The organism is Vreelandella sp. EE27 (assembly GCF_968206495.1).
Genome location: NZ_OZ309109.1, coordinates 728,061 through 740,586, shown reverse-complemented (window position 1 = coordinate 740,586; position 12,526 = coordinate 728,061). Strand labels below are relative to the sequence as shown.

The 12,526-nt window shown below is 62.4% G+C and carries 10 protein-coding genes; 5 read left to right on the top strand and 5 right to left on the bottom strand.

Annotation, left to right across the window (positions count from 1 at the left end; translation table 11 throughout):
- Positions 1-38: 38 nt before the first annotated feature.
- Genes ACWHVV_RS03550 through ACWHVV_RS03540 form a run of 3 tightly spaced genes read right to left on the bottom strand, consistent with a single transcriptional unit; the run spans position 39 to position 2,466 of the window.
- Positions 39-1,271, bottom strand: coding sequence for a DUF3618 domain-containing protein (locus ACWHVV_RS03550; protein WP_447928104.1), 1,233 nt, complete (start codon positions 1,269-1,271; stop codon positions 39-41).
- Positions 1,268-1,705 carry a phage holin family protein gene (locus ACWHVV_RS03545; protein WP_447928103.1) on the bottom strand — a complete coding sequence of 146 codons (438 nt, stop codon included), beginning with the start codon at positions 1,703-1,705 and terminating at the stop codon, positions 1,268-1,270. The genes ACWHVV_RS03550 and ACWHVV_RS03545 overlap by 4 nt, the downstream gene beginning before the upstream one ends.
- Positions 1,706-1,755: 50 nt before the next feature.
- Positions 1,756-2,466: a hypothetical protein gene (locus tag ACWHVV_RS03540; protein WP_447928102.1), complete on the bottom strand. Its 711-nt coding sequence runs from the start codon at positions 2,464-2,466 to the stop codon at positions 1,756-1,758.
- A gap of 571 nt (positions 2,467-3,037) precedes the next feature.
- Here ACWHVV_RS03540 and ACWHVV_RS03535 point away from each other — a divergent pair.
- On the top strand, positions 3,038-3,892 hold the full coding sequence (locus ACWHVV_RS03535; protein WP_447928101.1) for an SDR family oxidoreductase: 855 nt from the start codon (positions 3,038-3,040) through the stop codon (positions 3,890-3,892).
- A 67-nt stretch (positions 3,893-3,959) separates the two neighbouring features.
- On the opposite strand, the gene ACWHVV_RS03530 is transcribed toward ACWHVV_RS03535, so the two are convergent.
- Positions 3,960-4,598, bottom strand: a complete 639-nt coding sequence (locus ACWHVV_RS03530) for a TetR/AcrR family transcriptional regulator (RefSeq protein ID WP_447928100.1) — start codon at positions 4,596-4,598, stop codon at positions 3,960-3,962.
- A gap of 88 nt (positions 4,599-4,686) precedes the next feature.
- On the opposite strand from ACWHVV_RS03530, the gene fabF reads away from it, so the two are divergent.
- Positions 4,687-5,952 carry a beta-ketoacyl-ACP synthase II gene (fabF, locus tag ACWHVV_RS03525; RefSeq protein WP_447928099.1) on the top strand — a complete coding sequence of 422 codons (1,266 nt, stop codon included), beginning with the start codon at positions 4,687-4,689 and terminating at the stop codon, positions 5,950-5,952.
- Between the two features lie 39 nt (positions 5,953-5,991).
- On the opposite strand, the gene ACWHVV_RS03520 is transcribed toward fabF, so the two are convergent.
- Positions 5,992-6,597 carry a TetR family transcriptional regulator C-terminal domain-containing protein gene (locus ACWHVV_RS03520; RefSeq protein ID WP_447928098.1) on the bottom strand — a complete coding sequence of 202 codons (606 nt, stop codon included), beginning with the start codon at positions 6,595-6,597 and terminating at the stop codon, positions 5,992-5,994.
- 203 nt (positions 6,598-6,800) lie between these two features.
- Between ACWHVV_RS03520 and ACWHVV_RS03515 the strand changes: the two genes are divergently transcribed.
- The 3 genes from ACWHVV_RS03515 to ACWHVV_RS03505 are packed head-to-tail and all read left to right on the top strand — an operon-like array spanning position 6,801 to position 12,522.
- Positions 6,801-8,006, top strand: a complete 1,206-nt coding sequence (locus ACWHVV_RS03515; RefSeq protein WP_447928097.1) for an efflux RND transporter periplasmic adaptor subunit — start codon at positions 6,801-6,803, stop codon at positions 8,004-8,006.
- Complete coding sequence (locus ACWHVV_RS03510) at positions 8,003-11,104, top strand: efflux RND transporter permease subunit (protein ID WP_447928096.1); 3,102 nt, start codon at positions 8,003-8,005, stop codon at positions 11,102-11,104. Before ACWHVV_RS03515 ends, ACWHVV_RS03510 begins: the two co-directional genes overlap by 4 nt.
- Positions 11,101-12,522 (top strand): ATP-binding protein, encoded by a 1,422-nt coding sequence (locus ACWHVV_RS03505; RefSeq protein ID WP_447928095.1) that lies wholly within the window; start codon positions 11,101-11,103, stop codon positions 12,520-12,522. Before ACWHVV_RS03510 ends, ACWHVV_RS03505 begins: the two co-directional genes overlap by 4 nt.
- The last annotated feature ends 4 nt before the right edge of the window (positions 12,523-12,526 follow it).

Sequence of the window (12,526 nt, the reverse complement as noted above, 5' to 3'; positions counted from 1 at the left end):
CGATACTCAAAGTATCGCTTTAAGTGGGGTGTTTCAGATTAACGCTTGGGCGGCTCGAGGGTATCGTCGCCCTGAGTATTGCCGGAAGGCGTATCCGAGTCGGCCAGGCCGTGCTCGTTTTTGCGGCGGTCCTTCTCGTGGGGCGTGGGCTCTTTGCCCGGGTTACCCGCCGGGCCAGAGGCCGCGTTGTGCCCGGGCATGGCTTCGTCGGTGTAGCGCATCGATTCGCCCTCGGTATCGCTTGGCGTGCGCTTGGGGTCGTGTTCCTGATGGTCCTTATCGGTGTCGTTTTTCATCTTCTCGGTCCTCTCGTGAAGCGTGTGCTGCATCTTGTCCGCTTGCTCGTGGCCCCTATCCGCCGCCTCGCTCATGAAGCGGTCACGATACTCGCCCATGTACTCATCCTCTTTACGTGTAGAGGGTAGAATACCGCCCAGCGCCGCGCCAATGGCAAACCCCAACGCACCGGCCACCAGCGGGTGCTGCTGAATGAAATCAGACGTTTGGCGGCCGGCGTCCTGCGCCCACTGCGTGGCGTCCTGAACGCCGTGTTGGGATGATTCGTAAAAATGCGAAGTGCTGTCGCGCATGCTGCCTCCCATATCGTGTGCCCGGTCGCTCAAGTGGTGCGCTGCGTCGCTGGCGCCGTGGCCAAAATGACGCGCTCGTTCGGCCATGCGTTCTTTCATGCTCGGCCCTTCGTTGTGGCGGGAAGCAGCCGGGTCATCGCCATACGCCTCGTCAAACGCCGGCGGGTGGGAGAACGCGCTGGGCGCCGGGCGCCCAAAAGGCCGGGGCGGTGAGCCCGCCTCCAACCCGGCCGCATGGCCACCGCCAAAAGCGTCGCTTTCCTGCTCCCGCGGGCCACGGCCAGGCGCCTGGCCGGCCGAAAAGCCCGTCGCCTGGCCTTCGCGGTAACCGGTGTTATCGAAGCGCCCGGTCGGGCCGCTATGCGGGTAGGCTTCGGAGTTGGCGAAGTGCGCTGCCCCGCTTTGGCGCTGCGTATTGGCGCTGAGCTGGGCGGTCACCAGCCAACCAAGCCCGGCCCCGGTAACCAAAAACGGCACCGGGTTTTCCTTGATGGTCGTGCTCAGGTTGGTGAAAAACTCGTTCGCGCCGCCGTGGCGCAGGTAGTCGTAGGAGGCGTTGAGCAGGCGCTGGGGCGAAAAACGCTCTTCGATTTCGCTAAGCGTGGAGTCGAGACGCTCACGGGAGCGGTGAATATCCTTTTCGATCTCCTCGGGGCTTCGTTGGTCCGGATGCTCACTCATTTCAACTCCTCCTTGACGTTGTGCTGATGCTCCTTCGCAAGCGCCTTGTCCTGCTTAAAGCTTTGCATGGTGCGATGGGGCATCAGGCTGCGCGCCTTGATCTTGTTGAGCCCTACGCTGAGCATGATCATGCCCACCACGGCCACGATAACGCCCACGATGGCGGCGGAAAGCCAGGGTGTCATGTCCGGGGGAAGGATTTCATTGAGTAGGAAGACCGCCGCTGCCAACAGCACCAGAAAGCCGGCAAAAATGACCGCACCGGCAATGGCGATGGCGGCGATGCCGGTCATGGCCTGGTGGGTTTTTTCCGATACCTCGGCCTTGGCAAGCTCGGCCTCGTTGCGAACCAAATCGGTGACTTCACGGGTCAACGTCGTTAAAAGCGAGCCAACGGACGCTCCCTGCGTCGTACTATTATGCTGCGTTTCCATATAAGCCTCGTGCGTACTGGCAAGTCGATGAACGTTAAACCACGTAACCCTTAGCGGGGTGAACGGTGCGGGCCGTTATCACCGGCTAAAGGGTCATCGCCGGGCCTTGGCGTGGTAATCGGCCGGGCAGGCTCGCCGTAGCCGTAAGCACTGGGCTCTGCGGGCTCGCGCTGGAGGGGCGCGCCGCCGCCGCTCGGTCGCATACTGTCATTATCAAACGACGAAGGATGGCGAGACGCCGGGTGCTGGGAAGCGTAGCGCGACCCCGAGGCATTCATGTCCGTACGCCGCTCGCTATAGGAACCGTGCTGATGGTCGCTCGAGCTTCTCAAAAAGCGCGCAACCAAAAAGCCCACCGCGATGGCCCCGCCGATGAAAACCGCCGGTTCACGGCGGCTATAGTCCTGGGCATCGTGGCAAATACGCCGCAGGTCCTTGTCGCGCAGTTGGTGGGAGAAGCCGTCGGCCAGGTCGGCCACTTTACGTGCCTGCTGGGAAAAGAACGGCTGCTGCTGGCTATCGAACTCGTCCGCCGTTTTTTTCATCACACCGGTAAACTTGCTGGCGTGTTCGGCAAACGTTTGGCGCTGACTGTCATAGAAGTGTTCGGCCTGGTGCTGGGCGGCGCCGCCGATATCATGAGCCGCTTCCCGGCCCTGCTCCTTGAGGCGTTCCGTATCCAGGTGGTCATGCGCGCCGGGCGTTTGATGGGCGCTGCCGCCACTCGAGCCGGAGTGGGAGTACTTTCCTTGATCGCTCATTGATTGCATCCTCCATGCGTTGCAGCTGGTGGTAATAAACAAAATGAACTTCAAGCGCTAATAAAAGCGCCTTCCTTTTTAAAACAAAGAATAATTATTAGTGGAAATTAATAATACGCCACCATTGAAATATAGCGAGGCAACGAAAACTGTCAATTTATAAATACGGCATTCAAAAAGTGCTATAAAAACCCAAAACCTCAAATAAAACCATGGATTTTAACTTTAACTTCAAACAGTTGAATAATTAAAAAGCTTTAGAAATCGAAACTCATAAAAGAGGGTTAAATATAACTAACTTATTTGCAAAAAGAACCTCATTGAAAAATAAACAGTTTATTTAAAGCGCCATTAGACCGGCCTGATTAAATTAACAAAGGTTATTAAACGAAAGTGTGCCGTGGTGCGTCGTGGGTTTGGCCCTTTTACGGCTTTCGACTAGGGTGAACATAGGCGCTTAGGATGACCATAAGCATCCATTTATAAACATAGCCGCGGCCGAGGAAGCGGCCGCCGGCCGGCTTTTGAGCCAGGCGCCCGCCCTACGCCGTTAGCCAAGGAGAAAGACACCATGAGCGATCAACTGCAACCCCCGCAACATCAGAACAAGCAGCCAGGCGACGAGCACGCCATGCGCCCGGAACCCGAGTACATTCGGGAGAGCTACCGGGGCTCCAACAAGCTGCTCGATAAAGTAGCGATCATTACCGGCGGCGATAGCGGTATCGGCCGCGCCGTGGCCGTGCATTACGCTCGGGAAGGCGCCGACAGCGTGATCGTTCACCTCAAAGAAGACGAAGACGCCAAAGAGACCAAGCGGCTGGTGGAAGCGGAAGGCCGGCGGTGCCTGGTACTCAAGGGTGATGTCGGTGAACCCGGTTTTTGTCGCGAGATCGTACAAAGCACCCTCGATGAATACGGCCAGATCAACATCCTGATCAACAACGCCGCCGAACAGTACGACTGGGATGACATCACCGACATTCCCGATGACCAGTTGCAGCGTACCTTCCAGACCAATATCTTCAGCCACTTCTACATGGTCAAGGCGGCCTTGGCCCACCTAAACGAAGGCGACACCATTATCGCTACCTCGTCGATCAACGCCTTCAAGGGTAACGATACGCTGATCGACTACACCGCGACCAAGGGCGCGATTCAGGGGCTGGTACGCTCGCTTGCCATGTCGCTGGTAGAGCGCGGCATTCGTGTCAACGCCGTGGCCCCAGGGCCTGTGTGGACCCCGTTGATTCCCGCCAGCATGGATGACGACAAAGTCGCCGGTTTCGGCGCCCAGGTGCCCATGAAACGCGCGGGTCAGCCCAGCGAAATGGGCCCCGCCTACGTCTATCTGGCATGCCAGGACTCTTCCTACATGAGCGGGCAAACGCTGCACTTGAACGGCGGGGTCGTACTGAATACGTAGGGGTACGCTTTCAAAACCCCGTACGCCAAAAGGCCGGCTTTTAAAGCCGGCCTTTTAAATGCTCGCGTCAGGTTTGAATCATGGTATCCGCGTCATCGTCGCTGACGCCCAGCATTTGCAAGATATAGCGCTGGGTGGCGACCAGTACCTGCTTGCGCTCCGCTTCGCCGGGCAGGCTTTTGGCAATGGCGACCGCGCCCACCAAAGCGGCCAGAATGACGCGGGATTTATCCGCAATCGCCTGGCGGTCATCCGCTAGCGGCAGTTTATTGAGCCGGCCCAACGCACGCAGGCGCATCTCCAGCATCTTTTTCATACTCAGATACGAGGCTTCGAACAGGGTGCGAATTTCAGCTTGTTCGCTGCCGATTTCATTGAACAGCACCGCTTCCGGGCCCGGTTTTTGCCGGGTTTCGAGCTCCTGAAGATTGCAGTAATTGGCGACCAGTTCGGTCAGGTGCTGAAGCGAAAGCGGCCCTTTCACCAACCGGGCAGCGCGGCTCTCGTTCAAGGTCAAACGTACGGACTCGTGGTACAAGGCTTCTTTCGAGGCAAAATGGGCATAAAAAGCGCCATGCGTCATTTTAGCGAGCTTCATGATCTGGCCAATCGATACCTTGTGAAACCCGTTGCGGCTAAAAAGCTCGGTGGCCGAGGCTAAAATACGCTCTTTCGTTTTCGACTTACGACTCTTGGGGTAAGGCATAGTGACCTCGGACTGGGCACGCTTAATATTATCTTGATCATATAATGCGGATTGCTAGGGTGGCGGCATCAATCACTCAGGAACCGCTATGCAATCACCAATTGTTATTACCGGCATGGGTATGGTCAGCCCTCTGGGCAGTAGCGTCAATACGAGCTGGCAACGCTTGCTGGATGGCCAGTCCGGTATTGGCGCCATCGAACGCTTTGATACCGGCGAGCTCCCGGTCAAGATATCCGGCGCCGTCAAGACGCTGGACCAGGACCCGGAGCACGGCCTGGACCTGGACGCGATTGCCGACCCCAAGGAGCGGCGCAAGCTCGATCTGTTCAGCCTCTATGCGTTGGCCGCCGCCCAAGAGGCGCTGGACCAGGCAAGTTGGCACCCGACCGAGGCGTTTCATAAACGCCGCACCGCCACCATCGTGGGCTCGGGGATCGGCGGCTTTCCGACGATCACCCAGGCGCAGCAAACGCTGAGCACGCGGGGTCATCGCAAGCTTTCCCCCTTTACCGTGCCGGCCTTTTTGGCCAACCTGGCAGCCGGTAATCTTTCCATTCGCTACGGTTTTCAAGGGCCGCTGGGGTGCCCGGTCACCGCCTGCGCCGCCGGCCTGCAGGCCATTGGCGATGGCATGCGCTTGATTCGCAGCGGCGAGGCGGATGTCGCGTTGGTCGGCGGCGCCGAGGCGTGTATCGACCCTTTGTCCCTGGCAAGCTTTAACGCGTTGAAAGCGCTATCCACCGAGTCCACGGCGCCGCAGCGCGCCTCGCGGCCATTCGACCGGGCGCGTTCGGGCTTCGTCATGGGAGAAGGGGCCGGGCTTTTAGTGATCGAAACGCTGGAGCACGCCCAGGCACGGGGCGCTACGCCGCTTGCCGTCCTTAGCGGCTATGGTACCAGCGCCGATGCGCATCATATGACGGCGGGCCCAGAAGATGGCGCCGGTGCTGCCCTGGCGATTAATAGCGCGCTCGACATGGCGGGATTGAGCGGGGCCGACATCGACCACGTCAACGCTCACGCGACCTCGACGCCGGTCGGCGATCGTGCGGAAATTGCCTCTCTCCGGGCGGCCTTCGGCGAGCGGCTGCCCTCTATTCCCATTTCAGCCACCAAGGCATCGACGGGGCATCTGCTGGGCGCCGCCGGGGGCATCGAAAGCATCTTTTCGGCCCTGACAGCCATTCATCAAACGCTCCCGCCTACCCTCAACATGGAGCAGTGCGATGATGACATGCAGGATTTGACCTTCGTCACCGCTGCCCGGAGCCACGCTACCCGGCATGTCTTGTGCAACGGATTCGGTTTCGGGGGCGTGAACGCTGCGTTGATCATCAGCCCGGTCCACTAACCCGCTAAGCGAGGCCTCTAAAGCGGCGTAAAAGCGCTATCAGGCCGGTTGCGCAACCGGCGCATCGACCAGCACGCCCTCGAACAAAATGGCCTCGAACTGCTCCATCGGCGCCGCCGACTTGAGCGTTTTGGAGCGCAGAATGGCGCCTTCCCAGCCGGAGAGAATGAAACTGGCCAGGGCCTCGGCGGGCGCCTGAGACGCGATTTGGCCTTTGGCCTGGGCGGCTTCGATACACACCGCAAAACGCTTCTCCCAACGCTTGAACACGTTGTTGAGCGCGTCGCGGAAGGTGTCGCTCTGGCCGGAGAGCTCTTGGCCCAGGTTACCGATCAAACAGCCGGTTTTATGGTTGCAGTCGCTCATGTAGGCGCGCCCCTGGGCAAAATAGAGGCGCAGCCGCTCGCAAGGGTCGAGGGAGTCGTCTTCCAGCAAGGCAGCAAGGTCTTCGTCGTACTCTTCGCCAAAGCGCTCGATCACGGCCAGGCCGAAATCTTCCTTGCTCGAGAAGTAGTGATAAAACGACCCCTTGGGCACCCCGCAGGTGCTCAGAACGGCGTTAATCCCGGTGGCCGTGTAGCCGTGCTGAGAGATCAGCTCGGCACCGGTATTAATCAGTTTGTCGCGGGTTGCGATGTTTTTCATAGCGTTGTTTGAGCCTGTCGTTCGGATACCGCTACCGATCTTGAAGCCGGTATATTTATTAAAAATGGCATGCCGTGGGGCTGGGCGCCAGCTTGCACGTTCTTTACATATTACTTGCCCAGTCACTGCTTAACGAACGTAGATGCTAGCATATCAGGCTTCTCTTCAAGCATTTTAGTCTTTATTACGGATGACGCGCGGCAATGACTCTTTTTGATTCGACGGCTGCCAGCCAGTCTGGCCGGGTGCGCCTTGGCGCTGTTTTGGCTCTGTTCGTGATGGTCGGGGGTTTGGCCCTGGCCTGGTGGATTATGACCCAGCCTCCGCGTATCGAGCGCCGCGCGCCACCCCCGGCGCCCGTGCCGGTGGTCGATACCATCACCGTCGACGAGCAAACCCAGGCCCCGGAACTCACCGGGTTCGGCCGGGTAGAGGCGGAAAAATCGACCCAGCTTGCCAGCCGCGTGGCCGGCCAGCTCGACCGTTTCGCCCCCAACGTGGTGCCAGGCCAAGTGGTGGAAGCGGGTGCCCCGCTTGTGTATATCGACCGAGCGGATTTGGAGCTAACGCTCGAGGACGCCGACGCCCAGGTCGCCACCGCCCAGGCTGGCCTTGCGCTGGAGGAGGCCGAGCAGGAGCGCGCCCGCGCCGATTACGCCCGTTTCGGGCGCGAACTAAGCGCCGAGCGCCGCGCGCTGGTACTGCGCGAACCCCAACTGCGCCAGGCCGAAGCGGCGCTCAGCCAGGCCCGGGTGGTACGTAACCAGGCGGCGCTGAACCTGGAGCGCGCCACCCTGAGCGCCCCCTGGCGCGCCATGGTGACCGAGCGCACGGTAGGCGCCGGTACACTTTTAAGCCAGGGCACCGAAGTGCTGAGCCTGGTGGGCGTGGAGGAGTTTTGGGTGCGCGCCTCACTCCCCGGCGAGACCCTGACCTGGCTCTCCCCCGGCGACCGGGTCACCCTGACCAGCCAGAGCTGGCCGCCGGGGGAAAGCCGCGAAGGCCGGCTCACCTCGATTTTGCCGGGCCTGGAAGAGAATGGCCTACAGGCGCAGCTTTTGGTCTCGATCGATGACCCCTTGGCCCTCGACACCTCCGGCCCGGCCCTGCGCCTGAACGACGTCATGCGCCTGCGCTATCACACCACCGCCCGCCAGCCGCTGATTGCCCTGCCCTCCGCGGCGCTGCGCCCGGGGGATGTGGTGTGGTGGCTCGATGACGAAGACCGCCTGCAAAACACCACGGTGACACTCGCCTACCGCGGCGAAGAGCAGGCGCTGATCAGCGCGGGGCTCTCCCCGGGTCAGCGCGTGGTGACCGGCGGGCTGGCCCAGCCCCGCGTCGGCCAGCAGGTTCGTCCGCGCGCGCCGGCGAATACCCCCGCCCAGCAGTCAGAGGAAGACTCATGATGCGCAAAGGCCCGCTCGCCTGGATGGTGGATCACGGCGTCGCCCCCAACCTTTTGATGGTGCTGTTCATCGTCGGGGGGTTGATGGCTTCGCTTGCGATCAAAAAAGAGGTGTTCCCCGAGTTCGAGAGCGAAACCGTGCAGGTCACCATCAGCTACCCAGGCGCGACGCCCGAGGATATCGAGCAGAGCTTGCTGCTGCCCGTGGAGGCGGCGGTGTCCAACGTGGAGGGCATCGACGAGCTGACCGCCACCGCCAGCGAAGGCAGCGGCGTGGTGCGCGCCACGCTGATCGACGGCGTGGACACCATGCGCGTTTACCAGGAAATCCAGCAGGGCGTCAACGCGATCACCACCTTCCCGGGCGCCGCGGACCCGCCCCGTTTCACCCTGGCCGGCTACTCGCGCAGCGTGGTGAGTTTGCAGGTGTACGGCCCGGCAAGCCTGGCGGCGCTACACGACGCCGCCGAAGAGGTGCGCGCCGAGCTTCAGGCCTCGAGCGGTATCTCCCGGGCGGAGCTTTCCGGTAACCGGGAGCGCGAAATCCAGGTACTGCTGGATGAGGAGGCGATCGAGCGGTTTGGTCTCGACCACCAGCAGCTCGCCGCGCGCATCGGCGAAGAGGCGCTGGACTTGGCCAGCGGCCAGCTCACCACCGCCGAGGGGGAGTGGCTGATTCGCTACCAGGGCCGGCGCAACAGCGCCGCCGAGTTCGCGAACCTGCCGATTCTGACCACCGCCCAGGGCGCGCCGGTGCGACTGGGCCAAATCGCCGAGGTTCGCGAAGGCTTCGCCGAGGCCGACCGCGAGGAGTTCTATAACGGTCAGCGCGGGCTCTCGGTGGATGTCTACCAGGTCGGTGATCAAACGCCCACCAGTATCTCCACCGCGGTGAATAGCGAGTTCGAGCGGCTGCGCGCCAACCTGCCCGCCGACATTCACCTGGATGTCGCCCGGGACAGCTCCGAGGTGTACGAAGACCGCTTAGGGCTTTTGCTCAAAAACGCCTGGATGGGTCTGGCGCTGGTGATGGTGCTGATGGCGCTGTTTTTGGAGGCGCGGCTCGCCTTTTGGGTCACGCTTGGCATTCCCACGGCCTTTTTGGGCGCCATGCTGTTTCTGCCCTGGGTGGGCGTGTCGCTGAACATGATGTCGATGTTTGCGTTCATCATCGCACTCGGCATCGTGGTCGATGACGCCATCATGGTGGGCGAGAACATTTATAGCTACCGCGAAGAGGGCTATTCGCTGCGCGACGCGGCGGTCAAGGGCGCCGGCGAAATCGCCGTACCGCTCACCTTCGCGATTCTTTCCAACATCGTGGCGTTCATGCCGCTGCTGTTTCTGCCCGGCTTTTTGGGCATGATCTTCGCCACCGTGCCGGTCGTGGTGGTCACGGTCTTTTTGATCTCCTGGGTCGAGGCGCTGTTCATTTTGCCGGCCCACCTGGCCCACAGCCATAAACCCCGCCAAACCCCGGCCTGGCAGCGCCCGCTGGAAGGCCTTCGCCATCGCCTGCAGGGCGGGCTGCACCGCTTTACCTACCAGGGTTTCGAGCCGTTTTTGCAGCGTGCGCTCAACCAGCGCCTGCTAAGCGTGGCGCTGGGCGTGGCGCTTTTACTGGTGGTGCTGGCCTGGGCCATGAGCGGGCGCCTCGGGTTCTCGCTGATGCCGCGGGTGGAATCCGACCAGGTACGGGCGACGGTCACGCTGCCCATCGGCAGCAACATAAGCGTGAGCCGCGAACTGGGTCAGCAGTTGATCGATGCCGCCGAAACCCTGAGCGAGCGCGAGCCGACGCTGGCTTTCGAGAGCACCCGTAGCCGCCTCGATGGCGAGTCCCTGGAGGTCACCCTGGATATCGCCCGGGAAAGCCTGGACGCCTGGCCGCCGTCGCGCATTGCCACCGACTGGCGGGAGCTAACCGGCGATTTGGTCGGCGCGCAGTCGGTGCGCTTCGCCTCGGACGTGGGCGGCCCGGGCAGCGGCGCCGCACTTAGCCTGCGCCTTTCCCACCCCAACACCCAGGTATTGGAAGCCGCCGCCACGCGCCTGGCCGAGCAGCTCGGCGAATACGGGCTCACCGACATCGACAGCGGCCTGGGCGACGGCAAACCCCAGCTCGAAATGCGCCTTTCCGCCGAAGGCCGGGCGCTGGGGCTCACCGGTAGCGACTTGGCCCAGGCGCTGCGCGGCCCGCTTCAAGGCGCCACCGCCGTCGAGCAGTTCATCGGCCGTCAGGAAGTCAGTGTCGAGGTGCGCCTGCCCGAGCAGGACCGGGCGAGCTTGAACGAGCTCTACCGGCTGCCCGTGCGCACCTCCGAAGGCATGAGCATCCCGCTTTCGCGGGCGGCGGATATCACCTTGAGCCAGGCCTCCAGCAGCCTTCAACGTATCGACGGGCGGCGCATCATTACCGTCACCGCCGACTCCGACGACGGCCAGGTGATCAACCAGGTGCTGGCCACCCTCGAGGAGGAGGTTTTCCCCACGTTGACCAACACCTGGCCGGGGCTGGAAGTGGCCCTGGGCGGGCGCCAGCAGGATACCGCCGACAACCTCGCCACGCTGCGCACCGCGATGTGGATGATGCTGGCCGCCCTTTACGCCTTGCTGGCGATCCCGTTTAGAAGCTACCTGCAGCCGCTTTTAGTACTGGCCGCCATTCCGTTTGGTTTGGTGGGGGCGGTGGCTGGCCACATGGTGATGGGCTTTGGCCTTTCGATCATCAGCCTTCTGGGGATGCTGGCGCTCTCCGGGGTGGTCATCAACGACGCCCTGGTGCTGATCGACTACGCCAACCGCAAGCGCCGGGAAGGCATGGCCGCTCGGGAAGCGATCGTGGCCGCCGCTACCCGGCGCCTGCGCCCGATCATGATGACCACGCTGACCACCTTTTTGGGGCTGGCGCCGATGATTCTGGAAACCTCGCGCCAGGCGCGCTTCATGATTCCCATGGCGATCTCGCTGGGCTTTGGCATGATTTTCGCCACCGTCATCCTGCTGATTCTGGTGCCCTGCCTGTACCTGAGCCTCGAGAACCTGCGCGAGCGGCTAAGCGCCCCAACCGCCCCCCAACCTGAAGGAGCCTCCTCATGAGCCGGCTCGGTGCGCTTTCTCGCTGGCGGCCTTCCACGCTTGGGCTGCGCCTTTTCGCGGTCATCCTGAGCGTGAACGTAGCGATTGCCGCGAGTATTTTTCTGGCCGTCTCTTACAGTATCGACCGGGGCTTTATCGAGTACCTGAACCAGGCCCAGCAGCGCCGCGCGGCGCTACTGGCCGACGGCCTGGTCAGCCGCTGGAACGCCCAGGGCAGTTGGGCGTGGCTCGAACGCGACCCGCAGCGCTGGCCCCGGGTCGTGCGCTTCGAGCTTGGCCAGGAGAACAACGAGCGCCCATCGCCTTTGGGCGAGGCGCAGGATTTCGCGCTGCGCGACGCCCAGGGCGACGACGTGGTACGCCCCCGCCCCAGCGGCGCCGAAAGCGACTGGCGCTGGCTCACCCTTTACAGCGAAAGCGCCTCAGGGCGCGGCACCCAGGCGATTGGCAGCTTGGGCTTTCGCTCGCCCCAGCAGATGATGGAGCGCATGGAGAGCCGCTTTCTGGAGCGCCAAAAGCGTAACCTGTTCATCATCGTGATCTCGCTGGTCGTGGCCTCGCTTTTATTGGCGGGCGGGCTCTCCTGGTGGCTGGGTGGACGCACCCGGGCGCTGGCCGGCGCCACGCGCCGCCTTACCGAAGGCGACTACGAGATGCGCCTGCGCGCCCGGGGCCGCGACGAACTCTCGCGGCTGGCCCAGGACTTCAACGTGCTGGCCGAAACCCTGGAAGCGAGCCGCAACGCCCGAGCGCGCTGGGTCTCGGACACCGCCCATGAGCTGCGTACGCCGCTTGCCGTGCTGCGCGGCGAGATCGAAGCAATGCAGGACGGCGTGCGAGCGCTCAATCAGGAGAACCTGGGCTCGCTTGCCCAGGAGGTCAGCCAGCTGGAGCGGCTGGTGGCGGATTTGCGCCTGCTTTCGCAAAGCGATGCCGGGGCGCTGGACATTCGACTCGCCCCCATGGACTTGAGCGAGTGTTTGGAACGGCGCCTTTTGGACGCCGACCGCTGGCTAAGCGACAGCGGCCTGACGCTGACCACCCGGATCGACCCGAACCTTACCGTACTGGGCGATACCCAGCGCCTGCGCCAGCTTTGGAGTAACCTGCTGGACAACAGCTGCGCCTACACCGCGCCCCCCGGAAAACTGCACGTGCGCCTTTATAAAGATGGCCAACACGCCGTGGTGATATGGGAAGATAGCGCCCCGGGCGTTCCCGAAAGCGAGCTTGCCCGGCTGACCGAGCGGCTCTACCGGGTGGAGGGCTCGCGCAGCCGGGCAAGCGGCGGCAGCGGCCTGGGGCTTTCGATTGCCAAGGCGTTGGCCGGCGCCCATAACGCCACGCTCACCGCCGACGCCGCGCCCCTGGGCGGGCTTCGATGGACGCTGCGCTTTCCACTTTTGTCTTCACGCTAGACGA

What these genes read in the sequence shown, in the direction of transcription:
- ACWHVV_RS03550 (WP_447928104.1), bottom strand. Translation starts at nt 1,271, where the DNA reads ATGAGTGAGCATCCGGACCAACGAAGCCCCGAGGAGATCGAAAAGGAT.
- ACWHVV_RS03545 (WP_447928103.1), bottom strand. Translation starts at nt 1,705, where the DNA reads ATGGAAACGCAGCATAATAGTACGACGCAGGGAGCGTCCGTTGGCTCG.
- ACWHVV_RS03540 (WP_447928102.1), bottom strand. Translation starts at nt 2,466, where the DNA reads ATGAGCGATCAAGGAAAGTACTCCCACTCCGGCTCGAGTGGCGGCAGC.
- ACWHVV_RS03535 (WP_447928101.1), top strand. Translation starts at nt 3,038, where the DNA reads ATGAGCGATCAACTGCAACCCCCGCAACATCAGAACAAGCAGCCAGGC.
- ACWHVV_RS03530 (WP_447928100.1), bottom strand. Translation starts at nt 4,598, where the DNA reads ATGCCTTACCCCAAGAGTCGTAAGTCGAAAACGAAAGAGCGTATTTTA.
- fabF (WP_447928099.1), top strand. Translation starts at nt 4,687, where the DNA reads ATGCAATCACCAATTGTTATTACCGGCATGGGTATGGTCAGCCCTCTG.
- ACWHVV_RS03520 (WP_447928098.1), bottom strand. Translation starts at nt 6,597, where the DNA reads ATGAAAAACATCGCAACCCGCGACAAACTGATTAATACCGGTGCCGAG.
- ACWHVV_RS03515 (WP_447928097.1), top strand. Translation starts at nt 6,801, where the DNA reads ATGACTCTTTTTGATTCGACGGCTGCCAGCCAGTCTGGCCGGGTGCGC.
- ACWHVV_RS03510 (WP_447928096.1), top strand. Translation starts at nt 8,003, where the DNA reads ATGATGCGCAAAGGCCCGCTCGCCTGGATGGTGGATCACGGCGTCGCC.
- ACWHVV_RS03505 (WP_447928095.1), top strand. Translation starts at nt 11,101, where the DNA reads ATGAGCCGGCTCGGTGCGCTTTCTCGCTGGCGGCCTTCCACGCTTGGG.